Genomic DNA, 26,921 nt, shown 5'->3' on the forward strand with positions numbered 1-26,921 from the left:
CATTATCGTTGAGCGTAAAGGAACCCGATGTTGAATACGCTGATTGTAGGCGCTAGCGGTTATGCGGGCGCAGAGCTTGTAAGCTACGTAAATCGCCACCCTCATATGACCATAACCGCTTTGACCGTGTCAGCGCAAAGCAATGATGCCGGAAAGTTAATTTCCGATTTGCATCCACAGCTTAAGGGCGTGGTTGATTTGCCTTTGCAGCCCATGTCTGACATCAGCGAGTTCACCGACGGCGTTGACGTTGTGTTTTTAGCCACGGCGCATGAAGTTAGCCACGACCTGGCACCGCAATTTTTAGCGGCCGGCTGCGTGGTCTTTGATCTCTCCGGCGCGTTTCGCGTTAACGACAGCGCGTTCTACGAAAAATATTACGGTTTCACCCATCAGCACCCGGATCTGCTCGAAAAAGCGGTGTATGGCCTGGCGGAGTGGAGCGCTGACAAACTGAAAGAAGCGAACCTGATTGCCGTGCCGGGCTGCTATCCGACGGCGGCGCAGCTTTCCCTGAAGCCACTGATCGACGCCGGTTTGCTGGATCTGAACCAGTGGCCGGTGATCAACGCCACCAGTGGCGTGAGCGGCGCCGGGCGCAAAGCGGCGATCTCCAACAGCTTCTGCGAAGTGAGCCTTCAGCCGTATGGCGTGTTTAATCACCGCCATCACCCTGAAATCACCACCCATCTGGGCGCGGACGTGATTTTCACCCCGCACCTCGGCAGCTTCCCGCGTGGGATCCTCGAAACCATTACCTGCCGCCTGAAGCCGGGTGTGACCAAAGAACAGGTGAGCGAGGTCTTCACGCAGGCGTATGCGGATAAACCGCTGGTGCGCCTGTATGACAAAGGCGTGCCGGCGTTGAAAAACGTGGTTGGCCTGCCGTTCTGCGACATCGGCTTTGCCGTGCAGGGCGAGCATCTGATTGTGGTCGCCGCAGAAGATAACTTACTCAAAGGCGCTGCCGCACAGGCAATGCAGTGTGCAAATATTCGTTTCGGCTTCCCTGAAACGCAGGCTCTTATTTAAGGTGTGATGATGAATCCATTAATTATCAAACTCGGTGGTGTACTGCTGGACAGCGAAGAAGCGCTGGAGCGCCTGTTTACCGCACTGGTGAACTATCGCGAATCACACCAACGTCCGCTGGTGATTGTGCACGGCGGCGGCTGCGTGGTGGATGAGCTGATGAAAGGGCTCAACCTGCCGGTGAAAAAGAAAAATGGCCTGCGCGTGACGCCAGCGGATCAGATTGACATCATTACCGGCGCGCTGGCGGGAACGGCGAACAAAACGCTGCTGGCGTGGGCGAAGAAACACCATATCGCCTCCGTTGGCCTCTGTCTGGGCGATGGAGATAGCGTAAAAGTGACCCAGCTCGACGAAGAGCTTGGCCATGTTGGACTGGCGCAGCCAGGTTCGCCTGAGCTGATTAACACCCTACTGGAAGGCGGTTTCCTGCCGGTGGTGAGCTCAATCGGCGTGACCGAAGAGGGCGAACTGATGAACGTCAATGCGGACCAGGCGGCGACGGCGCTGGCGGCAACGCTGGGCGCAGACCTGATCCTGCTCTCCGACGTGAGCGGCATTCTGGACGGCAAAGGCCAGCGCATTGCGGAAATGTCCGCCGCAAAAGCCGAGCAGCTGATCGATCAGGGCATTATCACCGATGGCATGATCGTTAAAGTTAACGCCGCGCTGGATGCGGCCCGCACGCTGGGCCGCCCGGTGGATATCGCCTCCTGGCGTCACGCAGAGCAGCTTCCGGCGCTGTTTAACGGCACGCCGATTGGCACGCGTATTCTGGCTTAAGATTCTGTGCCGGATGGCGCTTCGCTTATCCGGCCTACGTGAATTTTGTAGGCCCGGTAAGCGCAGCGCCACCGGGCAAAAATATCATCATTAAGGAAATTCGTTATGGCACTTTGGGGTGGGCGTTTTACACAGGCAGCGGATCAGCGGTTCAAACAGTTCAACGACTCTTTGCGCTTCGACTACCGCCTGGCCGAACAGGATATTGTCGGCTCTGTGGCCTGGTCCAAAGCGCTGGTGACCGTTGGCGTGCTGACCGCAGACGAACAGCAGCAGCTGGAAGAGGCGCTGAACAACCTGCTGGAAGAGGTGCGTCTGGATCCGGAGCAAATCCTCCAGAGCGATGCCGAAGATATTCACAGCTGGGTGGAAGGCAAACTGATCGACAAAGTCGGCCAGTTGGGTAAAAAGCTCCATACCGGGCGTAGCCGTAATGACCAGGTGGCGACCGACCTGAAGCTGTGGTGCAAAGAGACCGTCGGCGAACTGCTGGCGGCGAATCGTCAGTTGCAGAGCGCGCTGGTGGACACCGCGCAGCGCAATCAGGATGCGGTGATGCCGGGTTATACCCACCTGCAACGCGCGCAACCAGTGACGTTCGCGCACTGGTGTCTGGCCTACGTTGAGATGCTGGCGCGTGATGAGAGCCGTTTACAGGATACCTTAAAGCGTCTGGACGTCAGCCCGCTGGGCAGCGGCGCGCTGGCTGGTACGGCGTATGAAATCGACCGTGAGCAGCTGGCAGGCTGGCTGGGCTTTGCCTCCGCCACCCGCAACAGCCTGGACAGCGTCTCTGACCGTGACCACGTGCTGGAGCTGCTCTCGAATGCCTCTATCGGGATGGTGCACCTGTCGCGCTTTGCCGAAGACCTGATCTTCTTTAACTCTGGCGAAGCCGGGTTTGTGGAGCTGTCCGACCGCGTGACGTCCGGCTCCTCCCTGATGCCGCAGAAGAAAAACCCGGATGCGCTGGAGCTGATCCGCGGTAAGTGTGGCCGTGTGCAGGGCGCGCTGACCGGTATGATGATGACCCTGAAAGGGCTGCCGCTGGCATACAACAAAGACATGCAGGAAGACAAAGAGGGGCTGTTCGACGCGCTCGACACCTGGCTGGACTGTCTGCATATGGGCGCGCTGGTGCTGGACGGCATTCAGGTGAAACGTCCGCGCTGCCAGGAAGCGGCGCAGCAGGGGTATGCTAACTCTACCGAGCTGGCGGACTACCTGGTGGCGAAAGGCGTACCGTTCCGCGAGGCGCACCATATTGTGGGTGAAGCGGTGGTGGAAGCGATTCGTCAGGGTAAAGCCCTTGAAGAGCTGGCGCTTGCCGACCTGCAAAAATTCAGCGCGGTTATCGGGGAGGATGTCTACCCGATTCTGGCCCTGCAATCCTGCCTGGATAAGCGTGCAGCGAAAGGCGGCGTGTCGCCGAAGCAGGTAGCGCAGGCGATTGCGGATGCGAAAAACCGGTTGGTTTGAATTGGTTTGAATAGTGCGGGCTGGTGCCCTCACCCCGGCCCTCTCCCACAGGGAGAGGGAGAAAAACGGAGCCTGGCTTAGTGCTGGGCTTTTTTTTACGCAAAAAAAAGCGGACCACGGGGTCCGCAAAAGTTCACGTTGGCTTTAGTTTTTCGAGTTTTGAGAGAAACTCGCTGACGGTGCGGGGACGTCAAGGGTCAAACACGTGCCGCCTCGTCTATGTGATGTATTATTCAACAGAATGCTTGATAGGGATAATCGTTCGTTGCTATGCTATCTATCGCCATGAACTATCGTGGCGACGGAGGATGAATAATGAATATTCGTGATCTTGAATACCTGGTAGCGTTAGCTGAGCATCGCCATTTTCGCCGCGCGGCAGACTCCTGCCACGTCAGCCAGCCCACGCTGAGCGGTCAGATCCGCAAGCTGGAAGATGAGCTGGGCGTGATGCTGCTGGAGCGCACCAGTCGTAAGGTACTGTTCACGCAGGCAGGTCTGCTGCTGGTGGATCAGGCGCGCACCGTACTGCGCGAGGTCAAAGTGCTCAAGGAAATGGCAAGCCAGCAGGGGGAAGCGATGTCCGGCCCGCTGCATATTGGCCTGATCCCAACCGTTGGCCCGTACCTGTTGCCGCAAATCATTCCGATGCTGCACCAGACGTTCCCGAAACTCGAAATGTACCTGCATGAAGCGCAAACCCATCAGCTGCTGGCGCAGTTAGACAGCGGCAAGCTCGACTGCGCGATCCTGGCGCTGGTCAAAGAGAGTGAAGCGTTTATTGAAGTACCGCTGTTCGATGAGCCGATGATGCTGGCGATCTATGAAGATCACCCGTGGGCGAACCGCGATCGCGTGCCGATGGCCGATCTGGCCGGTGAGAAACTGCTGATGCTGGAAGACGGCCACTGTCTGCGCGATCAGGCGATGGGCTTCTGCTTCGAAGCGGGTGCCGATGAAGATACCCATTTCCGCGCAACCAGCCTGGAAACGCTGCGTAATATGGTGGCGGCGGGAAGCGGTATTACGCTGCTGCCTGCGCTGGCGGTGCCGCACGAGCGTAAACGTGATGGCGTGGTCTATCTGCCGTGTATTAAGCCGGAGCCGCGTCGCACCATTGGTCTGGTTTATCGTCCGGGGTCACCGCTGCGCAGCCGCTATGAGCAGCTGGCAGAGGCCATCCGGGGTGCGATGGATGGCCATTTCGACAGCGCGTTAAAACAGGCGGTTTAAGCCGTTTAGCGCAGCTACCCGATAGGCTTCCGCCATGGTCGGGTAGTTAAAGGTGGTGTTAACGAAGTACTCAATGGTGTTGCCACCACCTTTTTGCTCCATGATCGCCTGGCCGATATGAATGATTTCCGCCGCGCGTTCACCGAAGCAGTGAATACCGAGGATCTCTTTCGTCTCGCGATGGAACAGGATCTTAAGCGTACCTACGCTCATCCCCACGATTTGCGCCCGCGCCAGATGTTTAAACTGGGCACGACCCACCTCGTAAGGCACCTTCATGGCCGTCAGCTGCTGCTCGGTTTTGCCGACAGAACTGATTTCCGGAATGGTGTAGATGCCCGTCGGGATATCTTCAATCAGATGCGCCGTCGCTTCACCTTTCACCAGCGCCTGTGCGGCGATGCGGCCCTGATCGTAAGCGGCGGAGGCCAGGCTTGGGTAACCAATCACGTCGCCCACCGCGTAAACGTGCGGCAGCGCAGTCTGGTACATGCTGTTGACCTTGAGCTGACCGCGGCTGTCGGTTTCAAGCCCGATATTCTCCAGCTGCAATGAATCCGTGTTGCCGGTACGGCCGTTGGCGTACAGCAGGCAGTCCGCCTTCAGCTTCTTACCGGATTTCAGGTGCATGATCACACCGTCGTCGCAGCCTTCGATTTTCTCGTACTCTTCGTTGTGGCGAATCACCACGCCGCTGTTCCAGAAGTGGTAGGAGAGGGAATCTGACATCTCCTGATCGAGGAACGCCAGCAGCCGGTCGCGGGTGTTGATCAGATCAACTTTGACCTCCATTCCCCGGAAGATCGACGCATATTCACAGCCAATCACGCCCGCGCCGTAGATGATCACATGGCGTGGCTCGTGGTGCAGGCTGAGGATGGAGTCGCTGTCGTAAATGCGCGGGTGCGAGAAATCCACGTCTGCCGGATGGTAAGGACGGGAACCGCAGGCGATCACAAATTTTTCAGCGGTGAGCGTCTCAACCGAACCGTCGTGGCACTCCAGCGCCAGGGTGTGTTCATCCACAAAATGCGCGTTCCCTTGCAGAATTTCACAGTGGTTGCGCTCATAGAAACCCTGACGCATGCGCGTCTGCTGGTTAATGACCGTGTCTGCGTGATTCAGGATATCGGCAAAGGAGGAGCGAAGAAGTCGGGAGTGGTCGCTGTAAAGAGGGTTCTGGTTAAATTCGATAATGCGGCTAACGGCGTGGCGGAGGGCTTTCGAAGGGATGGTGCCCCAGTGGGTGCAACCGCCGCCGACGTTATGGTAGCGCTCAATAACCGCTACTCTGGCTCCCTGTTTTACCAGACCCATAGCAGCACCTTCGCCGCCGGGGCCGGAACCAATAACTATTGCGTCGTAATCGTAGGAATGTGGCATGGCAAGGCTTACCTATTCTTATACATAAAAGCAACAGAATCATAACATCATTGCCAGGGTAACCCAATTATCGTTGTGCTTTTTTCGGGCAGTGGAGCACAAACCGCCCGTAAACAATCATTCACAAAGCCAGGTAAACAGATTAATTTTATTCTCTGGTATAGTGCCAACGGGCCTTTGGAAGGATTCAACTATCGTGATGGGCGTAAGAGCACAACAAAAAGAGAAAACCCGGCGTTCGCTGGTGGAAGCCGCATTCAGTCAACTGAGTGCTGAGCGGAGTTTTGCCAGTTTGAGCCTGCGTGAAGTGGCGCGCGAGGCCGGGATTGCGCCAACGTCCTTCTATCGTCATTTCCGTGATGTGGATGAACTGGGCCTGACCATGGTCGACGAGAGCGGTTTGATGCTGCGCCAGCTTATGCGTCAGGCGCGTCAGCGTATCGCCAAAGGCGGCAGCGTGATCCGCACCTCCGTGTCGACATTTATGGAATTTATCGGCAATAACCCTAACGCGTTTCGCCTGCTGTTGCGTGAGCGTTCCGGAACGTCAGCCGCGTTTCGTGCCGCCGTCGCGCGTGAAATTCAGCATTTCATCGCGGAACTTGCCGACTATCTTGAACTCGAAAACCATATGCCGCGTGCGTTTACTGAAGCACAGGCCGAGGCGATGGTGACGATTGTTTTCAGCGCGGGTGCCGAAGCGCTGGATGTCAGCATTGAACAACGTAAGCAACTCGAAGAGCGACTGGTATTGCAGCTGCGGATGATTTCTAAAGGTGCGTACTACTGGTATCGCCGTGAACAAGAGAAGTTGGCACATCAAAACGATGAGTGAAGGTGAGTAATGAAACAGTCAGGTCAGGATAAAGGAACGCTGTTGCTGGCATTGATCGCTGGCTTATCCATTAATGGTACGTTTGCGGCGGTTTTTAGCTCAATTGTACCGTTCTCGATTTTCCCGATTATCGCGCTGGTGCTGACGGTGTACTGCCTGCATCAACGTTATCTGAACCGCACCATGCCGGTTGGGTTACCGGGACTGGCCGCAGCCTGTTTTATTCTGGGTGTACTGTTGTACAGCACCGTGGTGCGCGCAGAGTATCCGGATATTGGCTCTAACTTCCTGCCTGCGGTACTGTCTGTGGCGCTGGTGTTCTGGATTGGCTCGCGCATGCGTAGCCGCAAGAGCCAGTTACCGGAGTAATTAATTATTTGTAGGGCAGGTAAGCGAAGCGCCATCTGCCAAAAAATGCCGGATGGCGCTACGCTTATCCGGCCTACAGATCACCGTGCGGTAAGTAAAACGCCGCACTCCATATGGTGCGTATACGGGAACTGATCGAACAGCGCCAGACGTTCAACCTTGTGCGTCTGGCTTAATGTTTCCAGATTCTTGCACAGCGTCTCCGGGTTACAGGAGATGTACAAAATACGCGGGTACGCCTGCACCATCTTCTCGGTTTCGCTGTCCAGGCCACTGCGCGGCGGATCGACAAAAATTGTCTCACACTGGTAGCTCTTCAAATCAATCCCTTGCAGGCGGTTAAACTCGCGTACGCCGTTCATCGCCTGGGTAAATTCTTCTGCCGCCATACGAATAATTTGTACGTTATCAATATGGTTAGCGGCGATGTTGTACTGCGCGGCGGCCACCGACGGTTTGGCGATTTCCGTCGCCAGCACGCGCTCGAAATTACGCGCCAGCGCCAGCGAGAAGTTGCCGTTACCGCAGTAGAGCTCCAGCAGATCGCCCTTAGACCCTTCTGTCGCCTTCAGCGCCCATTCAAGCATCTGCACGTTCATGGCGGCGTTCGGCTGGGTGAAGCTGTTCTCTACCTGACGGTAAACCATCTCTTTACCTGCTACCGGCAGACGCTCGTCGATGTAATCCTGGTCCAGCATGATTTTGGTTTTGGTCGCGCGGCCAATCAGGTGCACGTTGATGTTCTGCGCGCGCAGCGCATCGCGCAGGGCTTCTGCCTGCTCGCGCCACTCGTCGGTCAGCGCTTTGTGATAGAGCAGAGAAACAATGGCCTGATTGCTTTGGGTGGTCAGGTAGTCAATCTGGAACAGCTTGTTGCGCAGCACCGGATTATTGCGTACACCGTCGATCATTAGCGTCATCAGCTGGTTGATGAGCTCACTCGCCGCCGGAAAACTGTCTACGCGAATGCGGGATTTCGTCTGCTGATCGAAAATGATGTGGTACAGGTCATCGCCATCGTGCCAGATGCGGAACTCAGCGCGCATACGGTAGTGGCTGACCGGAGAACGAAACACCTCGGGAACCGGCGCGTTGAAAGGCGTCATCATACTTTGCAGGCGGACAACTTTTTCTGCCAGCTGTGCGTCGTACTGTTCTGTCGGGAGGTGTTCGGGGGTCATGATGCGTCCTGAGTGATAAAGAATTACGCGGGGATTGTAGGGATTGTGCAGTGGATGTCCAGATTTAATGGCTAATAGCTATCTGGACATCTATACGTGTCTAATTGTAGCATTCTGTTTCCGGTCTCCTGAGAGTGAAAAGGGAATCCAGTGCAAATCTGGAGCTGACGCGCAGCGGTAAAGACTGGCGGGATGAGAGTTGTAGACACTGTGAAAATGGGAAGTCTTCATCCGTATAACGCCACCCAGCCCGAAGACCTGCCGGGATCACGTCGCATTTGGTTTCATCATCGCGTGCTATCGATGAGGCCTGCGGCATCCTTCTTATATTGTGGATGCTTTAACAATGATTAAAAAAGTATCGCTGTTGACGGCGTTTTCCGTCACGGCATTTTCGGGCTGGGCGCAGGAAAGCGCCGACTCGTTGGTGGTGACAGCAAACCGTTTCGAACAACCAGCAAAAACCGTTCTGGCTCCGACCTCCGTCGTGACCCGTGAGGATATTGAACGCTGGCAGGCAACGAGTGTTGTGGAAATCATGTCACGCCTGCCGGGTGTGGACATCGCACAAAGCGGCGGGATGGGGTCAACCTCTTCAACGTTTATTCGCGGTACAGAATCCCGCCATGTTCTGGTACTGATTGATGGTATCCCCCTGAATAATGCCGGGATCAGCAACGTTCCCGATTTAAGCCAAATTCCGACGTCGCTGATTCAGCGTATTGAGTACATTCGCGGCCCACGTTCGGCGCTGTATGGCTCCGACGCGATTGGCGGTGTGATTAACATCATTACCGGGCGCGACAAGCCGGGTGCGGAAATTTCTGCGGGTGTCGGTTCAAAGGGGTATCAAAACTATAACGGTGCCTTCCAGCAGGTGTTCGATAAAACCAAAATCACCATGGCCGGTGATTATACCTATACCCGTGGTTTTGATATTGCCGCAAAAGATGCCCCGCGCCAGCCAGACCGCGATGGTTTTATGAGTAAATCGCTGTTTGGCTCGGTGGAGCAGCAGTTTACCGACAGCGTCAGCGGATTCGTCCGTGGCTTTGGCTACGATAACCGCTCCGCGTATGACGGTTACGATCACTATGGCGCGACCGGCATTGATGGGCGGCCGGACACGCGTCAGGTTTACAGCCAGAACTGGGACACCGGGTTGCGCTATAACCAGGGTATTTTCCAGTCACAGCTGGTGGCAGGGTATGGCCGTAGCAAAGATCAGAACTATGATCCGAAAAAAGGCCGCTACGCTGACTCCGCAACCATGGATGACGTGAAGCAGTACACCACCCAGTGGCTGAATACGGTTGAAGTGGGTCACGGCAATATCGGCGCGGGTCTGGACTGGCAGAAGCAGAAAACCCAGGCGGGTACGGGCTATCTGGAAAAAGGTTACGAACAACGTAATACCGGCGTGTTCCTTTCGGCGATGCAGCAGTTCAACAGCGTGACGCTGGAAGCGGCGGCGCGTAATGACGATAACTCTAATTTTGGCAATCACGCCACCTGGCAGACCAGCGCCGCATGGGAGTTCATCGAGGGGTATCGCATCATCGGTTCTTACGGTACAGCGTATAAAGCACCGACCATGAGCCAGATCCACAGTAAAGATTACGGTAATCCGGATCTGAAGCCAGAAGAGAGTAAGCAGTGGGAAGGCGGCTTTGAAGGTCTGACGGGGCCGGTAAACTGGCGTGTGACGGGCTATCGTAATGATATCGATAACCTCATTAATAGCGACCCGCGGACTTACCGTTATTACAACGTCGATGAAGCCCGTATTAAAGGAATCGAGGCGACGGCCCAGTTCGACACTGGCCCGGTAGGGCATCAGATTTCTTACGACTACGTCGACCCGCGTAATGCGAAAACTAACGAAGTCCTGGCTCGTCGCTCAAAGCAACAGGTTAAGTATCAGCTTGACTGGCAGGTGTGGGATCTCGACTGGAATCTGGCGTACCGTTATCTGGGCACTCGCTATGATGTTGCCGTTGATCCGAATACCTATGCAACAGAACGCGTGAAAATGGGCGGCGTCAGCCTGTGGGACGTCGCGGTTTCATATCCTGTCACCTCTCATCTCACAGTTCGTGGTAAAATAGCCAACCTGTTCGATAAAGATTACGAGACAGTTTATGGCTACCAAACTGCAGGACGGGAATACACCTTGTCTGGCAGCTACACCTTCTGATCCGCGTCCCACCGTGCTGGTGTTTGATTCCGGCGTCGGTGGGCTGTCGGTCTATGATGAGATTCGGCAGCTCCTGCCGGATCTCCATTACATCTACGCCTTCGATAACGTCGCGTTCCCGTATGGGGAAAAGAGTGAAGACTTTATTGTTGAACGTGTGGTTGAAATCGTCACCGCGGTACAAAAGCGTTATCCCCTGGCGCTGGCGGTCATTGCCTGTAATACGGCAAGCACGGTCTCTCTTCCTGCCCTGCGCGAAAAATTCCCGTTCCCGGTTGTGGGCGTTGTTCCGGCAATTAAACCTGCGGCGCGTCTGACGGCGAACGGCATTGTGGGGTTGCTGGCTACGCGCGGTACGGTAAAACGTCCTTATACGCGTGAGCTTATAGAGCGCTTTGCCAATGAATGCCAGATCGCCATGCTCGGCTCCGCGGAGCTGGTGGAAATGGCGGAAGCAAAACTGCACGGCGAGACGGTATCGCTTGAAGAGCTGCGCCGTATTCTGCGTCCATGGCTGCGGATGCAGGAACCACCGGATACGGTTGTTCTCGGCTGCACCCATTTCCCGCTATTACAGGAAGAGCTGTTAAAGGTTCTGCCTGAAGGGACCCGGCTGGTGGATTCCGGTGCTGCAATTGCGCGTCGGACGGCCTGGCTGCTGGAACACGAGGCGCCGGATGCGAAATCAGCGGATGCGAACATCGCTTTCTGTATGGCGATAACAAAAGAAACCGAACAACTTTTGCCCGTTTTACGTCGTTATGGCTTCGAAACGCTCGAAAAACTGGCGCTGTAGCACGGTTTTGAGCAAAAAAGAGACGGTTGAATGTTTTTTTTCAAAGAGGGGTTGTCAACGTCGGAGAACTCCCTATAATGCGCCTCCACTGACACGGAACAACGGCTTACAAGCCGCCGGGACAGCGGGGTTCAGAGATGAACACCAACAGAGAAAAGTGAAAATAATTGCTTGACTCTGAATGAGGAAAACGTAATATACGGGACCTCGCAACGATGAGCTGAAAGCCGCGTTGCAACTGCTCTTTAACAATTTATCAGACAATCTGTGTGGGCACTCAAAGTGACATGGATTCTTAATGTCTTCGGACACTAAATGAATACCAAGTCTCAACGAGTGAACACGTAATTCATTACGAAGTTTAATTCATTGAGCATCAAACTTTTAAATTGAAGAGTTTGATCATGGCTCAGATTGAACGCTGGCGGCAGGCCTAACACATGCAAGTCGAACGGTAACAGGAAGCAGCTTGCTGCTTCGCTGACGAGTGGCGGACGGGTGAGTAATGTCTGGGAAACTGCCTGATGGAGGGGGATAACTACTGGAAACGGTAGCTAATACCGCATAACGTCGCAAGACCAAAGAGGGGGACCTTCGGGCCTCTTGCCATCGGATGTGCCCAGATGGGATTAGCTAGTAGGTGGGGTAACGGCTCACCTAGGCGACGATCCCTAGCTGGTCTGAGAGGATGACCAGCCACACTGGAACTGAGACACGGTCCAGACTCCTACGGGAGGCAGCAGTGGGGAATATTGCACAATGGGCGCAAGCCTGATGCAGCCATGCCGCGTGTATGAAGAAGGCCTTCGGGTTGTAAAGTACTTTCAGCGGGGAGGAAGGCGATAAGGTTAATAACCTTGTCGATTGACGTTACCCGCAGAAGAAGCACCGGCTAACTCCGTGCCAGCAGCCGCGGTAATACGGAGGGTGCAAGCGTTAATCGGAATTACTGGGCGTAAAGCGCACGCAGGCGGTCTGTCAAGTCGGATGTGAAATCCCCGGGCTCAACCTGGGAACTGCATTCGAAACTGGCAGGCTAGAGTCTTGTAGAGGGGGGTAGAATTCCAGGTGTAGCGGTGAAATGCGTAGAGATCTGGAGGAATACCGGTGGCGAAGGCGGCCCCCTGGACAAAGACTGACGCTCAGGTGCGAAAGCGTGGGGAGCAAACAGGATTAGATACCCTGGTAGTCCACGCCGTAAACGATGTCGACTTGGAGGTTGTGCCCTTGAGGCGTGGCTTCCGGAGCTAACGCGTTAAGTCGACCGCCTGGGGAGTACGGCCGCAAGGTTAAAACTCAAATGAATTGACGGGGGCCCGCACAAGCGGTGGAGCATGTGGTTTAATTCGATGCAACGCGAAGAACCTTACCTACTCTTGACATCCAGAGAACTTAGCAGAGATGCTTTGGTGCCTTCGGGAACTCTGAGACAGGTGCTGCATGGCTGTCGTCAGCTCGTGTTGTGAAATGTTGGGTTAAGTCCCGCAACGAGCGCAACCCTTATCCTTTGTTGCCAGCGGTTAGGCCGGGAACTCAAAGGAGACTGCCAGTGATAAACTGGAGGAAGGTGGGGATGACGTCAAGTCATCATGGCCCTTACGAGTAGGGCTACACACGTGCTACAATGGCGCATACAAAGAGAAGCGACCTCGCGAGAGCAAGCGGACCTCATAAAGTGCGTCGTAGTCCGGATTGGAGTCTGCAACTCGACTCCATGAAGTCGGAATCGCTAGTAATCGTGGATCAGAATGCCACGGTGAATACGTTCCCGGGCCTTGTACACACCGCCCGTCACACCATGGGAGTGGGTTGCAAAAGAAGTAGGTAGCTTAACCTTCGGGAGGGCGCTTACCACTTTGTGATTCATGACTGGGGTGAAGTCGTAACAAGGTAACCGTAGGGGAACCTGCGGTTGGATCACCTCCTTACCTTAAAGAACCTGCCTTTGCAGTGCTCACACAGATTGTCTGATGAAAAACAGCAGTAAAAAACCTCTACAGGCTTGTAGCTCAGGTGGTTAGAGCGCACCCCTGATAAGGGTGAGGTCGGTGGTTCAAGTCCACTCAGGCCTACCAAATTTTTGCTGATGCTGCGTTGCGGCGACACTCACATACATAAGTATGCTTCGTGTCACCACGCCTTGCCTCAACAAAAATTACCGGTACAGAGGTGACTACGATGGGGCTATAGCTCAGCTGGGAGAGCGCCTGCCTTGCACGCAGGAGGTCTGCGGTTCGATCCCGCATAGCTCCACCATCTTTTACTGCGAACACAAGAAAACTTCAGAGTGAACCTGAAAAGGTGCACTGCGAAGTTTTGCTCTTTAAAAATCTGGATCAAGCTGAAAATTGAAACGACACACAGCTCATGTGTGTTCGAGTCTCTCAAATTTTCGCAATCAGAAGTGAAACATCTTCGGGTTGTGAGGTTAAGCGACTAAGCGTACACGGTGGATGCCCTGGCAGTCAGAGGCGATGAAGGACGTGCTAATCTGCGAAAAGCGCCGGCGAGGTGATATGAACCTTTGACCCGGCGATGTCCGAATGGGGAAACCCAGTGCAATCCGTTGCACTATCGTTAACTGAATACATAGGTTAACGAGGCGAACCGGGGGAACTGAAACATCTAAGTACCCCGAGGAAAAGAAATCAACCGAGATTCCCCCAGTAGCGGCGAGCGAACGGGGAGCAGCCCGGAGTCTGAATCAGCTTGTGTGTTAGTGGAACGGTCTGGAAAGTCCGACGGTACAGGGTGATAGTCCCGTACACGAAAGCACACTTGCTGTGAACTCGAAGAGTAGGGCGGGACACGTGGTATCCTGTCTGAATATGGGGGGACCATCCTCCAAGGCTAAATACTCCTGACTGACCGATAGTGAACCAGTACCGTGAGGGAAAGGCGAAAAGAACCCCGGCGAGGGGAGTGAAAAAGAACCTGAAACCGTGTACGTACAAGCAGTGGGAGCCTCTTTATGGGGTGACTGCGTACCTTTTGTATAATGGGTCAGCGACTTATATTCTGTAGCAAGGTTAACCGTATAGGGGAGCCGAAGGGAAACCGAGTCTTAACTGGGCGTTAAGTTGCAGGGTATAGACCCGAAACCCGGTGATCTAGCCATGGGCAGGTTGAAGGTTGGGTAACACTAACTGGAGGACCGAACCGACTAATGTTGAAAAATTAGCGGATGACCTGTGGCTGGGGGTGAAAGGCCAATCAAACCGGGAGATAGCTGGTTCTCCCCGAAAGCTATTTAGGTAGCGCCTCGTGAACTCATCTTCGGGGGTAGAGCACTGTTTCGGCTAGGGGGCCATCCCGGCTTACCAACCCGATGCAAACTACGAATACCGAAGAATGTTATCACGGGAGACACACGGCGGGTGCTAACGTCCGTCGTGAAGAGGGAAACAACCCAGACCGCCAGCTAAGGTCCCAAAGTCATGGTTAAGTGGGAAACGATGTGGGAAGGCACAGACAGCCAGGATGTTGGCTTAGAAGCAGCCATCATTTAAAGAAAGCGTAATAGCTCACTGGTCGAGTCGGCCTGCGCGGAAGATGTAACGGGGCTAAACCATGCACCGAAGCTGCGGCAGCGACACTATGTGTTGTTGGGTAGGGGAGCGTTCTGTAAGCCGTTGAAGGTGTGCTGTGAGGCATGCTGGAGGTATCAGAAGTGCGAATGCTGACATAAGTAACGATAAAGCGGGTGAAAAGCCCGCTCGCCGGAAGACCAAGGGTTCCTGTCCAACGTTAATCGGGGCAGGGTGAGTCGACCCCTAAGGCGAGGCCGAAAGGCGTAGTCGATGGGAAACAGGTTAATATTCCTGTACTTGGTGTTACTGCGAAGGGGGGACGGAGAAGGCTATGTCAGCCGGGCGACGGTTGTCCCGGTTTAAGCATGTAGGCGGAGGTTCCAGGTAAATCCGGTACCTTGTTAACGCTGAGGTGTGATGACGAGGCACTACGGTGCTGAAGTGATAAATGCCCTGCTTCCAGGAAAAGCCTCTAAGCATCAGGTAACACGAAATCGTACCCCAAACCGACACAGGTGGTCAGGTAGAGAATACCAAGGCGCTTGAGAGAACTCGGGTGAAGGAACTAGGCAAAATGGTGCCGTAACTTCGGGAGAAGGCACGCTGATGTGTAGGTGAAGCCCCTGCGGGCGGAGCTGAAATCAGTCGAAGATACCAGCTGGCTGCAACTGTTTATTAAAAACACAGCACTGTGCAAACACGAAAGTGGACGTATACGGTGTGACGCCTGCCCGGTGCCGGAAGGTTAATTGATGGGGTTAGCGGCAACGCGAAGCTCTTGATCGAAGCCCCGGTAAACGGCGGCCGTAACTATAACGGTCCTAAGGTAGCGAAATTCCTTGTCGGGTAAGTTCCGACCTGCACGAATGGCGTAATGATGGCCAGGCTGTCTCCACCCGAGACTCAGTGAAATTGAACTCGCTGTGAAGATGCAGTGTACCCGCGGCAAGACGGAAAGACCCCGTGAACCTTTACTATAGCTTGACACTGAACACTGGTCCTTGATGTGTAGGATAGGTGGGAGGCTTTGAAGCGTGGACGCCAGTCTGCGTGGAGCCAACCTTGAAATACCACCCTTTAATGGCTGGTGTTCTAACGTAGACCCGTAATCCGGGTTGCGGACAGTGTCTGGTGGGTAGTTTGACTGGGGCGGTCTCCTCCCAAAGAGTAACGGAGGAGCACGAAGGTTGGCTAATCCTGGTCGGACATCAGGAGGTTAGTGCAATGGCATAAGCCAGCTTGACTGCGAGCGTGACGGCGCGAGCAGGTGCGAAAGCAGGTCATAGTGATCCGGTGGTTCTGAATGGAAGGGCCATCGCTCAACGGATAAAAGGTACTCCGGGGATAACAGGCTGATACCGCCCAAGAGTTCATATCGACGGCGGTGTTTGGCACCTCGATGTCGGCTCATCACATCCTGGGGCTGAAGTAGGTCCCAAGGGTATGGCTGTTCGCCATTTAAAGTGGTACGCGAGCTGGGTTTAGAACGTCGTGAGACAGTTCGGTCCCTATCTGCCGTGGGCGCTGGAGAATTGAGGGGGGCTGCTCCTAGTACGAGAGGACCGGAGTGGACGCATCACTGGTGTTCGGGTTGTCATGCCAATGGCACTGCCCGGTAGCTAAATGCGGAAGAGATAAGTGCTGAAAGCATCTAAGCACGAAACTTGCCCCGAGATGAGTTCTCCCTGAGACTTTAAGTCTCCTGAAGGAACGTTAAAGACGATGACGTTGATAGGTCGGGTGTGTAAGCGCAGCGATGCGTTGAGCTAACCGATACTAATGAACCGTGAGGCTTAACCTTACAACGCCGAAGGTGTTTTGGCGAAGAGACAGACACAATTTTCAGCCTGATACAGATTAACAGAATTTGCCTGGCGGCTTTAGCGCGGTGGTCCCACCTGACCCCATGCCGAACTCAGAAGTGAAACGCCGTAGCGCCGATGGTAGTGTGGGGTCTCCCCATGTGAGAGTAGGGAACTGCCAGGCATCAAATTAAGTAGTAAGCCGGTGCATTAATCCGGTGGTTACAGAAGTATTCGGTGGAGCGGTAGTTCAGTCGGTTAGAATACCTGCCTGTCACGCAGGGGGTCGCGGGTTCGAGTCCCGTCCGTTCCGCCACTTATTAAGACATTAAGCCTGCCCTTCCGGCAGGCTTAATGGCAAAAACTTTAGGGGCGTAGCTCAGTTGGTAGAGCACCGGTCTCCAAAACCGGGTGTCGCGAGTTCGAGTCTCTCCGCCCCTGCCATATAGAATCCTTTGCTTCGGCAAAGGATTTTTTTTGCCTGCAAAACAGCTCAACACCTTCCTGAAGAATAAGCAGCCTGCGTTTCCGCAGGCTTTTGCGTTAATCCAGTATGCTGGTTTTTAACAGATCTTTTATCTGCGACTGCTTATCGCTGTTTTGCAGCCAAATGGCATACAGCGGCCTGGAGAGCGTTGTCGAATCGGTGACAACATGGAGTGCGGGTTTATTATCCGCCCAGCGAACAGGTAACCAGGTACAGCCTTTCAATGCGGGAAGATGCTGGCATGCGATCTCCGCTGAGCTTGTCGTGAGCTGCGGGATATCATCGCTGGCAATTAACCCCGTCTCGTGTTGCTGAAAATCAGGCCCCCATTCCAGGCGTAAATAATTCAGGTCGGCCTTCATCATTGCAGGCTCCGATGCATAGAGCGCCAGGCTAAACTGTCCAACAATCTGGCTGCTAAATTCGTCCATCTTGGGGGCTTCTGTGGTGATCAGCAGATCAAGCTGCCGCTCGTGGAGTTGCTTAACCAGCGACTGACGTTGCGCAATCCTCGCCTCAAATTGCAGATGATTGTGTGTGCGATATAGCCGCATAAGCCACTGGCTGAGCATGCATTCCCATAGTGAAGCGCTGGCACCAATCGAGAATTCATTATGCCGGGAGGTGTGCGCAACATCCTTTCGCGCTGCCTGCCAGGTATTCATCAGGGTTTCTGCATAAGGCAACAACTTTTCACCAGCCGGAGTTAAACGAATATTGTTGCGATGGCGGGTAAAAAGGTTCACACCCAGTTGATTTTCCAGCTGTCGAATACGAAAACTGACTGCTGACTGCGTCAGGTAGAGGGCTTCAGCTGCTCGCCCAAAGTGTCGCGTTCTGCTCACTTCGAGGAAAGTTTTTAGCAATTCCGTATCCACATCTTTCTCCACAAAATTATTTGTCGTTATGATTTAAATGTTTTGTTTTACACTCTGTCAAGCGTAACTAATACTCCGCGCCATAAATAGCTCGGCCAAAGAATTAGGAGCGTGTAGGATGGCGGAAAGCTTTACGACGACTAATCGTTTTTTCGACAATAAACATTATCCGCGCGGGTTCTCTCGTCACGGCGATTTCACTATCAAAGAAGCTCAACTTCTTGAGCGCCATGGTTATGCCTTTAACGAGCTGGATCTGGGTAAACGTGAACCGGCAACCGAAGATGAAAAACAGTTTGTCTCTGTTTGCCGCGGTGAGCGTGAGCCGCAGTCTGATGCAGAACGTGTATGGATCAAGTATATGGCTCGCATTAAGCGTCCTAAGCGTTTCCATACGCTGTCTGGCGGCAAGCCGCAGATGGAAGGTGCAGAAGACTACACCGAGTCTGACGATTAAGAAGAGAAGGGGCTACGGCCCCTTTTTTTACGCCAGCATTTTTTGCAGATGCAACAGCAGCCGATCGATCGCACGGTAACTTAATGCCTCCTGCAAATGCCGCCTCTCTATTCCGGGGCAGCCCTCCACGTCGGCGACCGTGCGCGCTACTTTCAACAAACGCTGCCACGCGCGAATGGATAGCCCAAACCGCGTCAGTGTATCTTCCAGCCAGCCTGCATCTTCAGCGTTAAGAGAACAAAACTGTCGGATCCCGCTGTTATCCAGCCGGGCATTCAGCCTGTTCTGACGAGCATACTGCCGCGCCTGCGCCGCAATAACCCGTTCACGCACAGTTGATGAGCTTTCGCCCCTAATACCGGTTTGCCTCAGCAGACCGGGCGGGGGCAGGGGGATCTCGAGAGATAAATCAAAACGGTCGAGAAAGGGGCCAGACAGCTTACTCAGATAGCGCAGCGTCTGCTCCGGCGTACAGCGGTTATGATTGCCCTGATAATGACCCGTAGGGCTAGGGTTCATCGCCGCGACTAGCTGAAACTGCGCAGGGTAGCTTATTTTGGCCCGTGTACGAGACAAATGGATTTCGCCGGATTCAATCGGCTCCCGCAATGCATCCAGCACGCGGCGTTCAAACTCTGGCAATTCATCCAGAAACAAAATGCCGTTGTGCGCCAGTGAGATTTCACCCGGTCCGGGGATCGAACCCCCGCCCACCATCGCGGTAAGAGACGCACTGTGGTGTGGAGAGCGGAAAGGACGGCGGCGCCACTGTTTATGCAGCGACGTAGAACTGACCAGGCTAAATATCGCGGCGCTTTCCAGTGCTTCATGATTATTGAGGGGTGGCAACAGGCCGCTCAATCTGCTCGCCAGCATCGTTTTCCCCGTGCCTGGCGGACCTATCAGTAACAGGTTATGCCCACCCGCGGCCGTTATCTCTAACGCCCGCTTACCCTGTTCCTGACCCATAATATCGCTGAGATCCTCGGGCGAAGCTGGCGCCACCTCGTCATTCTCCTGCGGCTCGGCAAGCTCGTGTCGGCCTTCCAGCCAGGCGCAAACCTCTTGCAAATGTCCTGCGACAAGACACCCCTTTTCGGCGATAAGGCTTACTTCAGAGGCATTTTCATTGGCCACAATGATTTGTCTTCCCGCGCGTATGGCTTCAAGCGCACCCGAGATTGCTCCGGGAACGCCTCTTAACGCGCCTGTAAGCGCTAATTCACCCACGAACTCACACGAGCTTAGCCCTGGCGTATTGAGCTGTTCAGAAGCCGCGAGAAGCGCTATAGCAATAGGTAAATCATATCGCCCTCCCTCCTTTGGCAAATCGGCGGGCGCAAGGTTAATGGTGATCTTCTTCGCCGGAAAAGCATAACCGCTATTAATAATTGCGCTGCGCACGCGATCCCTCGCCTCTTTAACGGTCGTTTCTGGTAAGCCGACCAGTGTCAGTCCGGGCAGTCCATTACTTAAATGAACCTCTACAGAAATAAGCGGTGCCTTCACGCCGATGGCCGCGCGTGTATAAACAACTGACAGTGACATAAGCCCTCCTTGGCGGTGACTATGCCAGCATCATTTTTTCCTGTTTAGCACTAATTCACTGAATTACGGCGCTCGTTCCAGCCTTTTAGCGGCAAAATGTAATCCTTAAATGTCGGTGGAATCGGCCTCGCAGAAAAGAAATCATGCGTCCCTTGCCTGATGAAACAGGACAAAAAAATGAAAAATCTTCATTTCTATTTTTTCCCTATATAAAACAACGATTTTGAAAGAAATAGTTCGCCTGCTACAGAAACAGGTCATAAAAAAATCTTGTGTCAGATGAAATATCTGTGGTAACTCTTTAGGTATTCCTTCGAACAAGATGCAAAAAGAACTGAAAATGACAGCCCTTCTACGAGTGATTAGCCTGGTCGTGATTAGCGTGGTGGTGATTATTATCCCACCGTGCGGGGCTGCACTTGGACGAGGAAAGGCTTAGAAATCAAGCCTTAACGAACTAAGACCCCCGCACCGAAAGGTCCGGGGGTTTTTTTATGACTAAAAAACTTAAATGAGGAGCAGAGAATGACGACTAGCACAAAATTCTGTTTCTCCAGATTTATGACGGGGAACTAACTATGAATGGGGCACAATGGGTAGTACATGCGTTGCGCGCGCAGGGAGTTGAAACCGTATTCGGTTATCCGGGTGGCGCAATTATGCCGATTTACGATGCTCTGTATGACGGCGGCGTGGAACACCTGTTGTGCCGACACGAGCAGGGCGCAGCGATGGCCGCCATCGGTTATGCCCGTGCGGCCGGTAAAACTGGCGTCTGTATGGCCACCTCAGGTCCCGGCGCAACGAACCTGATCACCGGCCTGGCTGACGCGCTGCTCGACTCCGTACCCGTGGTGGCGATCACCGGCCAGGTGGCCTCTCCGTTCATCGGCACCGATGCCTTTCAGGAAGTGGATGTGCTCGGTTTATCGCTGGCCTGCACCAAACACAGCTTCCTCGTTCAGTCTCTCGAAGAGCTGCCGCGGGTGATGGCCGAAGCGTTCGAGGTTGCCAGCTCTGGCCGTCCTGGCCCGGTTCTGGTTGATATCCCGAAAGATATCCAGGTTGCACTCGGCGAACTGGAGCCGCATTTCTCTACCGTGGAAAGCGATAATGCGTTCCCGCATGCAGAGGTGGAAGAGGCGCGACAGATGATGGCGCAGGCCAAACAACCGATGCTGTACGTAGGCGGCGGCGTGGGCATGGCGCAGGCTGTTCCGGCGCTTCGCGCGTTCATTGCGACCACGCAAATGCCCGCCACCTGCACGCTGAAAGGTCTCGGTGCGGTAGAGGCAGATTACCCGTACTACCTCGGCATGCTGGGGATGCATGGTACCAAAGCGGCAAACCTGGCGGTGCAGGAATGCGACTTGCTTATCGCCGTCGGCGCACGTTTTGACGACCGCGTTACCGGCAAGCTGAATACCTTCGCGCCGAACGCCAAAGTGATCCATATGGACATCGACCCGGCGGAGATGAGCAAACTGCGTCAGGCGCATGTCGCGTTGCAGGGCGATCTTAACGTGCTGTTACCGGCGCTGGAGCAGCCGCTGGATATCAACTCATGGCGTCAGCACACCGCTGATATGCGTACTGAACACGCGTGGCGTTACGATCACCCAGGCGACGCCATCTATGCGCCGCTGCTGTTGAAACAGCTGTCAGACCGTAAACCCGCAGACAGCGTGGTAACGACGGATGTCGGCCAGCATCAGATGTGGTCAGCCCAGCACATGACCTACACCCGCCCGGAGAACTTTATCACCTCGAGCGGGTTAGGGACGATGGGCTTCGGTCTGCCAGCAGCCGTTGGCGCGCAGGTTGCCCGCCCGAACGATACCGTTATCTGTATCTCCGGTGACGGCTCCTTCATGATGAACGTCCAGGAGCTCGGCACCGTGAAGCGTAAGCAGTTACCGCTGAAGATCGTCTTGCTCGATAACCAGCGTTTAGGCATGGTTCGCCAGTGGCAGCAGCTGTTCTTCCAGGAGCGTTACAGCGAAACGACCCTGACCGATAACCCCGATTTCCTCACCCTGGCCAGCGCCTTCGGCATTCCTGGCCAGCACATCACCCGTAAAGACCAGGTTGAAGCGGCACTCGACACCATGCTGTCAAGCGAAGGGCCATACCTGCTTCATGTCTCAATCGACGAGCTTGAGAACGTCTGGCCGTTGGTACCGCCCGGTGCCAGTAACTCACAAATGCTGGAGAAATTATCATGATGCAACATCAGGTCGCCGTGCAGGCTCGCTTCAACCCGGAAACGTTAGAACGCGTATTGCGCGTGGTTCGCCACCGTGGCTTTCAGATTTGCTCTATGAATATGGAAACGGCCACCGACGCGCAGAACATCAGTATCGAATTAACCGTTGCTAGCCCGCGGCCGGTCGACTTACTGTTTAGTCAGTTATCAAAACTGGTAGACGTTGCCCATGTTGCCATCTGCCAGAGCACAACCACATCACAACAAATCCGCGCTTAAGCGTGACAGGACGAAAAAATGACGACAAAAAAAGCTGATTACATTTGGTTCAATGGTGAGATGGTTCGCTGGGAAGACGCGAAAGTTCACGTGATGTCCCACGCGCTGCACTACGGCACCTCCGTGTTTGAAGGGATCCGTTGCTACGACTCTCACAAAGGGCCAGTGGTGTTCCGCCATCGCGAACACATGCAGCGTCTGCATGACTCAGCCAAAATTTATCGTTTCCCGGTCTCCCAAAGCGTTGATGAGCTGATGGAAGCCTGCCGCGAGGTGATTCGCCAGAACAAACTGACCAGCGCCTATATTCGTCCGCTGGTCTTCGTGGGTGATGTTGGCATGGGCGTCAACCCGCCCGCTGGCTATAACACCGATGTGATCATTGCTGCGTTCCCGTGGGGCGCCTACCTGGGCGCGGAAGCGCTGGATCAGGGGATCGACGCAATGGTTTCTTCCTGGAACCGCGTGGCGCCAAACACTATCCCGACTGCGGCTAAAGCGGGCGGTAACTACCTTTCCTCACTGCTGGTCGGCAGCGAAGCGCGCCGTCACGGCTATCAGGAAGGTATCGCGCTGGATGTGAATGGCTACATCTCCGAAGGCGCGGGTGAAAACCTGTTTGAAGTGAAAGACGGCATTCTGTTTACGCCGCCATTCACTTCGTCCGCGCTGCCGGGCATCACCCGCGACGCCATCATCAAGCTGGCAAAAGATCTGGGTATCGAAGTGCGCGAGCAGGTACTGTCCCGCGAATCCCTGTACCTGGCTGACGAAGTGTTCATGTCCGGTACCGCGGCTGAAATTACGCCGGTGCGTAGCGTCGATGGCATTCAGGTGGGCGAAGGCCGCTGTGGCCCGGTCACCAAACGCATTCAGCAAGCCTTCTTCGGCCTCTTCACCGGCGAAACAGAAGACAAATACGGCTGGTTGGATCAGGTTAATCACTAAATATAAATTTGGGACGGCACGCACCGTCCCATTAAATAGTCAGACGGGAGTAAATAAAGCATGCCTAAGTATCGTTCAGCCACCACCACCCACGGCCGTAATATGGCGGGTGCCCGCGCACTGTGGCGCGCCACCGGAATGACCGACGCCGATTTCGGCAAGCCAATTATCGCCGTGGTGAACTCCTTCACCCAGTTTGTGCCGGGCCACGTGCACCTGCGCGATCTCGGTAAGCTGGTTGCCGAGCAAATCGAAGCCTCCGGCGGCGTGGCGAAAGAGTTCAACACCATTGCGGTGGATGACGGTATCGCAATGGGCCACGGGGGAATGCTCTATTCACTGCCGTCGCGCGAGCTGATCGCCGACTCGGTGGAGTACATGGTTAATGCCCACTGCGCCGATGCGATGGTCTGTATCTCCAACTGCGACAAAATCACCCCGGGGATGCTGATGGCTTCCCTGCGCCTGAACATTCCGGTGATCTTCGTCTCTGGTGGCCCAATGGAAGCGGGGAAAACCAAGCTCTCCGACAAAATCATCAAGCTCGACCTGGTCGATGCGATGATCCAGGGCGCGGACCCGAAAGTCTCTGACGAGCAGAGCGACCAGGTGGAACGCTCCGCGTGCCCGACCTGCGGCTCCTGTTCCGGGATGTTCACCGCCAACTCCATGAACTGCCTGACCGAAGCGCTGGGCCTGTCTCAGCCGGGCAACGGCTCGCTGCTGGCGACCCACGCTGACCGTAAGCAGCTGTTCCTTAACGCGGGCAAGCGCATCGTTGAGCTGACCAAACGCTACTACGAGCAGGACGACGCCAGCGCGCTGCCGCGTAACATCGCCAGCAAAGCGGCGTTCGAAAACGCCATGACGCTGGATATCGCCATGGGCGGTTCCACCAACACCGTTCTGCACCTGCTGGCCGCCGCGCAGGAAGCTGAAATCGACTTCACCATGAGCGACATCGACAAGCTCTCCCGCAAAGTGCCGCAGCTGTGTAAAGTCGCGCCGAGTACCCAGAAGTACCACATGGAAGATGTCCACCGTGCGGGTGGCGTGATTGGTATTCTCGGCGAGCTGGATCGCACCGGGCTGCTGAACCGCGACGTGAAAAACGTGCTCGGCCTGACGCTGCCGGAGTCGCTGGAGCAGTACGACGTGATGCTGACCAAAGACGACGCGGTGAAAAACATGTATCGCGCCGGTCCGGCGGGCATCCGTACCACCCAAGCGTTCTCGCAGGATTGCCGCTGGGACACGCTGGATGACGATCGCGCCGAAGGCTGCATTCGCTCGCTGGAACATGCCTACAGCAAAGACGGCGGTTTGGCCGTGCTGTACGGTAACTTCGCGGAAAATGGCTGCATTGTGAAAACCGCAGGCGTGGACGACAGCATCCTGAAATTTACCGGCCCGGCAAAAGTGTATGAAAGCCAGGACGAAGCGGTAGACGCTATCCTCGGCGGCAAAGTGGTGGAAGGCGACGTGGTGGTCATTCGCTACGAAGGGCCGAAAGGCGGTCCGGGCATGCAGGAGATGCTCTACCCGACCACCTTCCTGAAATCGATGGGCCTCGGCAAAGCCTGCGCGCTGATCACCGATGGTCGATTCTCTGGCGGCACGTCAGGCCTCTCCATTGGTCACGTCTCGCCAGAAGCGGCAAGCGGCGGCAATATCGCGATCATCGAAGATGGCGACCTGATCGAAATCGACATTCCGAACCGCGGCATTCAGCTGAAGCTGAGTGACCAGGAGATTGCGGCCCGTCGTGAGGCGCAGGAAGCCCGCGGCGACAAAGCCTGGACGCCGAAAGATCGTCAGCGTGAAGTCTCGTTCGCCCTGCGCGCTTACGCGAGTCTTGCCACCAGTGCAGATAAAGGCGCGGTGCGCGATAAATCTAAACTGGGGGGCTAATGATGGCCGAGTCACAACCCTTATCCGCCGCCCCGGAGGGGGCGGAATACCTGAGAGCGGTACTACGCGCGCCGGTCTATGAAGCGGTGCAGGTCACGCCCCTGCAAAAAATGGACAAACTCTCTTCGCGTCTCGACAACGTCATTCTGGTGAAGCGTGAAGACAGGCAGCCGGTGCACAGCTTCAAGCTGCGCGGCGCCTACGCGATGATGGCCGGGCTGACGGACGAGCAGAAAGCGCGCGGGGTGATTACCGCCTCGGCGGGCAATCACGCGCAGGGCGTGGCGTTCTCCTCGGCGCGTCTGGGGCTGAAGGCGCTGATCGTGATGCCGGTCGCCACCGCAGATATCAAGGTCGACGCGGTGCGCGGGTTCGGCGGAGAAGTGCTGCTTCACGGCGCTAACTTTGACGAAGCCAAAGCCAAAGCGATTGAGCTGGCGCAGCAGCAGGGCTTCACCTGGGTGCCGCCGTTCGATCACCCGATGGTGATTGCCGGGCAGGGTACGCTGGCGCTGGAACTGTTGCAGCAGGACGCCCATCTCGACCGCGTTTTCGTCCCGGTGGGCGGCGGTGGCTTAGCCGCAGGTGTGGCGGTGCTGATCAAACAGCTGATGCCGCAGATCAAAGTGATTGCGGTTGAAGCGGAAGACTCTGCCTGCCTGAAGGCGGCGCTGGACGCCGGACATCCGGTAGATCTGCCGCGCGTCGGGCTGTTCGCCGAGGGCGTGGCGGTGAAGCGCATTGGCGATGAAACGTTCCGCCTGTGCCAGGAGTATCTCGACGATATCGTCACCGTCGACAGCGACGCTATCTGCGCGGCGATGAAAGATCTCTTCGAGGATGTGCGTGCGGTGGCGGAACCATCCGGCGCGCTGGCGCTGGCGGGAATGAAAAAATACATCGCCCAGCACAATATTCGCGGCGAGCGTCTGGCGCACGTGCTTTCCGGCGCCAACGTGAACTTCCACGGTCTACGCTACGTTTCCGAGCGCTGCGAACTGGGCGAACAGCGTGAAGCGCTGCTGGCGGTGACCATTCCGGAAGAGAAGGGTAGCTTCCTGAAGTTCTGCCAGCTGCTGGGCGGCCGCTCGGTAACGGAGTTCAACTACCGCTTTGCCGATGCCAAAGATGCGTGCATTTTTGTCGGCGTGCGTCTGAGCCGTGGCGTGGAGGAGCGCAAAGAGATCCTCAGCCTGCTGCATGACGGTGGCTACAGCGTGGTCGATCTCTCCGACGACGAGATGGCGAAGCTGCACGTGCGTTACATGGTCGGCGGCCGTCCATCCAAGCCGCTCAAGGAACGCCTGTTCAGCTTCGAGTTCCCGGAATCGCCGGGCGCGCTGCTCAAGTTCCTGCACACGTTGGGCACGCACTGGAACATCTCTCTGTTCCACTACCGCAGCCACGGCACCGACTATGGCCGCGTACTGGCGGCGTTCGAGCTGGGCGAGCACGAACCGGATTTCGAAACGCGCCTGAACGAGCTGGGCTATGAGTGCCATGACGAAACCCACAACCCGGCGTTCCGTTTCTTCCTGGCGGGTTAGGTTGTTCGGGAAAATGCCTGATGGCGCTGCGCTTATCAGG

At 55.4% G+C, this 26,921-nt stretch carries 20 protein-coding genes, 4 tRNA genes, 3 rRNA genes and 1 riboswitch; of the genes, 23 read left to right on the plus strand and 4 right to left on the minus strand.

The genetic code is table 11. The annotated features are described in order from the left end of the window. Positions 1–27: 27 nt before the first annotated feature. The 4 genes from argC (at position 28) to oxyR (ending at position 4,527) form a co-directional block, all read left to right on the plus strand. Positions 28–1,032 carry an N-acetyl-gamma-glutamyl-phosphate reductase gene (gene argC / locus SK50_RS02185; RefSeq protein WP_045344675.1) on the plus strand — a complete coding sequence of 335 codons (1,005 nt, stop codon included), beginning with the start codon at positions 28–30 and terminating at the stop codon, positions 1,030–1,032. A 6-nt stretch (positions 1,033–1,038) separates the two neighbouring features. Next, entirely contained in the window at positions 1,039–1,815 is a 777-nt protein-coding gene (gene argB, locus SK50_RS02190; RefSeq protein ID WP_101731551.1) for an acetylglutamate kinase, read from the plus strand. Positions 1,816–1,920: 105 nt separating this feature from the next. Continuing rightward, positions 1,921–3,294, plus strand: coding sequence for an argininosuccinate lyase (argH, locus tag SK50_RS02195; protein ID WP_045344677.1), 1,374 nt, complete (start codon positions 1,921–1,923; stop codon positions 3,292–3,294). A 315-nt stretch (positions 3,295–3,609) separates the two neighbouring features. Beyond that, positions 3,610–4,527 carry a DNA-binding transcriptional regulator OxyR gene (gene oxyR, locus SK50_RS02200; RefSeq protein ID WP_003862055.1) on the plus strand — a complete coding sequence of 306 codons (918 nt, stop codon included), beginning with the start codon at positions 3,610–3,612 and terminating at the stop codon, positions 4,525–4,527. Here the strand turns inward: oxyR and sthA are convergent. Further along, positions 4,510–5,910 carry a Si-specific NAD(P)(+) transhydrogenase gene (sthA, locus tag SK50_RS02205; protein WP_003862057.1) on the minus strand — a complete coding sequence of 467 codons (1,401 nt, stop codon included), beginning with the start codon at positions 5,908–5,910 and terminating at the stop codon, positions 4,510–4,512. The genes oxyR and sthA overlap by 18 nt on opposite strands. Before the next feature lie 196 nt (positions 5,911–6,106). Here sthA and fabR point away from each other — a divergent pair, with 196 nt between their 5' ends. Together fabR and SK50_RS02215 are read left to right on the plus strand one after the other, a co-directional pair. Further along, the gene (gene fabR, locus SK50_RS02210; RefSeq protein WP_003862059.1) at positions 6,107–6,745 is read left to right on the plus strand and encodes an HTH-type transcriptional repressor FabR; all 639 of its coding nucleotides are present in this window, start codon (positions 6,107–6,109) and stop codon (positions 6,743–6,745) included. A 9-nt stretch (positions 6,746–6,754) separates the two neighbouring features. Continuing rightward, complete coding sequence (locus SK50_RS02215) at positions 6,755–7,114, plus strand: YijD family membrane protein (RefSeq protein ID WP_017383113.1); 360 nt, start codon at positions 6,755–6,757, stop codon at positions 7,112–7,114. A gap of 80 nt (positions 7,115–7,194) precedes the next feature. Here SK50_RS02215 and trmA read toward each other — a convergent pair whose 3' ends face one another. Further along, positions 7,195–8,295 (minus strand): tRNA (uridine(54)-C5)-methyltransferase TrmA, encoded by a 1,101-nt coding sequence (trmA, locus tag SK50_RS02220; RefSeq protein WP_003862063.1) that lies wholly within the window; start codon positions 8,293–8,295, stop codon positions 7,195–7,197. A 104-nt stretch (positions 8,296–8,399) separates the two neighbouring features. Next, positions 8,400–8,576: riboswitch (cobalamin riboswitch) on the plus strand. A 65-nt stretch (positions 8,577–8,641) separates the two neighbouring features. Here trmA and btuB point away from each other — a divergent pair. The 9 genes from btuB to SK50_RS02265 all read left to right on the plus strand — a co-directional run bounded on the left by btuB (position 8,642) and on the right by SK50_RS02265 (position 17,064). Continuing rightward, positions 8,642–10,492, plus strand: coding sequence for a TonB-dependent vitamin B12 receptor BtuB (gene btuB, locus SK50_RS02225; protein WP_017694253.1), 1,851 nt, complete (start codon positions 8,642–8,644; stop codon positions 10,490–10,492). Further along, positions 10,437–11,288 carry a glutamate racemase gene (gene murI, locus SK50_RS02230; RefSeq protein ID WP_003862067.1) on the plus strand — a complete coding sequence of 284 codons (852 nt, stop codon included), beginning with the start codon at positions 10,437–10,439 and terminating at the stop codon, positions 11,286–11,288. Before btuB ends, murI begins: the two co-directional genes overlap by 56 nt. Positions 11,289–11,674: 386 nt before the next feature. Further along, a 16S ribosomal RNA gene (locus tag SK50_RS02235) occupies positions 11,675–13,216 on the plus strand. Between the two features lie 70 nt (positions 13,217–13,286). Beyond that, positions 13,287–13,363 (plus strand) — tRNA-Ile (locus SK50_RS02240). 105 nt (positions 13,364–13,468) lie between these two features. Continuing rightward, a tRNA-Ala gene (locus SK50_RS02245) sits at positions 13,469–13,544 on the plus strand. Between the two features lie 170 nt (positions 13,545–13,714). Then, positions 13,715–16,619 (plus strand): 23S ribosomal RNA (locus SK50_RS02250). Positions 16,620–16,688: 69 nt separating this feature from the next. Continuing rightward, positions 16,689–16,804, plus strand: a 5S ribosomal RNA gene (rrf, locus tag SK50_RS02255). Together the 16S, 23S and 5S rRNA genes with 4 tRNA genes alongside form the textbook arrangement of a ribosomal RNA operon. Positions 16,805–16,859: 55 nt before the next feature. Then, positions 16,860–16,936 (plus strand) — tRNA-Asp (locus tag SK50_RS02260). 52 nt (positions 16,937–16,988) lie between these two features. After that, positions 16,989–17,064 (plus strand) — tRNA-Trp (locus SK50_RS02265). Between the two features lie 99 nt (positions 17,065–17,163). Here SK50_RS02265 and hdfR read toward each other — a convergent pair. Further along, positions 17,164–17,985 carry an HTH-type transcriptional regulator HdfR gene (gene hdfR, locus SK50_RS02270; protein WP_017382570.1) on the minus strand — a complete coding sequence of 274 codons (822 nt, stop codon included), beginning with the start codon at positions 17,983–17,985 and terminating at the stop codon, positions 17,164–17,166. A 118-nt stretch (positions 17,986–18,103) separates the two neighbouring features. Between hdfR and SK50_RS02275 the strand changes: the two genes are divergently transcribed. Continuing rightward, positions 18,104–18,442: a MaoP family protein gene (locus SK50_RS02275; protein ID WP_006808641.1), complete on the plus strand. Its 339-nt coding sequence runs from the start codon at positions 18,104–18,106 to the stop codon at positions 18,440–18,442. Positions 18,443–18,469: 27 nt separating this feature from the next. Here SK50_RS02275 and SK50_RS02280 read toward each other — a convergent pair whose 3' ends face one another. Next, positions 18,470–19,990 carry a YifB family Mg chelatase-like AAA ATPase gene (locus tag SK50_RS02280; protein WP_017382571.1) on the minus strand — a complete coding sequence of 507 codons (1,521 nt, stop codon included), beginning with the start codon at positions 19,988–19,990 and terminating at the stop codon, positions 18,470–18,472. A gap of 340 nt (positions 19,991–20,330) precedes the next feature. Here SK50_RS02280 and ilvL point away from each other — a divergent pair, with 340 nt between their 5' ends. The 7 genes from ilvL (at position 20,331) to ilvA (ending at position 26,881) form a co-directional block, all read left to right on the plus strand. Then, complete coding sequence (gene ilvL / locus SK50_RS23000; protein WP_001311244.1) at positions 20,331–20,429, plus strand: ilv operon leader peptide; 99 nt, start codon at positions 20,331–20,333, stop codon at positions 20,427–20,429. An 86-nt stretch (positions 20,430–20,515) separates the two neighbouring features. Then, entirely contained in the window at positions 20,516–20,566 is a 51-nt protein-coding gene (ilvX, locus tag SK50_RS24080) for a peptide IlvX (protein WP_166792073.1), read from the plus strand. 2 nt (positions 20,567–20,568) lie between these two features. Continuing rightward, positions 20,569–22,215, plus strand: coding sequence for an acetolactate synthase 2 catalytic subunit (ilvG, locus tag SK50_RS02285; protein WP_045344792.1), 1,647 nt, complete (start codon positions 20,569–20,571; stop codon positions 22,213–22,215). Then, complete coding sequence (gene ilvM / locus SK50_RS02290) at positions 22,212–22,475, plus strand: acetolactate synthase 2 small subunit (RefSeq protein WP_003860184.1); 264 nt, start codon at positions 22,212–22,214, stop codon at positions 22,473–22,475. Before ilvG ends, ilvM begins: the two co-directional genes overlap by 4 nt. Positions 22,476–22,493: 18 nt before the next feature. Next, a complete protein-coding gene (gene ilvE / locus SK50_RS02295) occupies positions 22,494–23,423 on the plus strand; it encodes a branched-chain-amino-acid transaminase (protein ID WP_003860182.1) in 930 nt (309 codons plus the stop codon). Between the two features lie 60 nt (positions 23,424–23,483). Next, a complete protein-coding gene (gene ilvD, locus SK50_RS02300) occupies positions 23,484–25,334 on the plus strand; it encodes a dihydroxy-acid dehydratase (RefSeq protein ID WP_048229061.1) in 1,851 nt (616 codons plus the stop codon). 2 nt (positions 25,335–25,336) lie between these two features. Next, positions 25,337–26,881, plus strand: coding sequence for a threonine ammonia-lyase, biosynthetic (ilvA, locus tag SK50_RS02305; protein WP_026094330.1), 1,545 nt, complete (start codon positions 25,337–25,339; stop codon positions 26,879–26,881). The last annotated feature ends 40 nt before the right edge of the window (positions 26,882–26,921 follow it).

Origin of the sequence: Enterobacter sp. BWH64, from assembly GCF_001037645.1 — a bacterium.
Classification (GTDB): domain Bacteria; phylum Pseudomonadota; class Gammaproteobacteria; order Enterobacterales; family Enterobacteriaceae; genus Enterobacter; species Enterobacter hormaechei_C.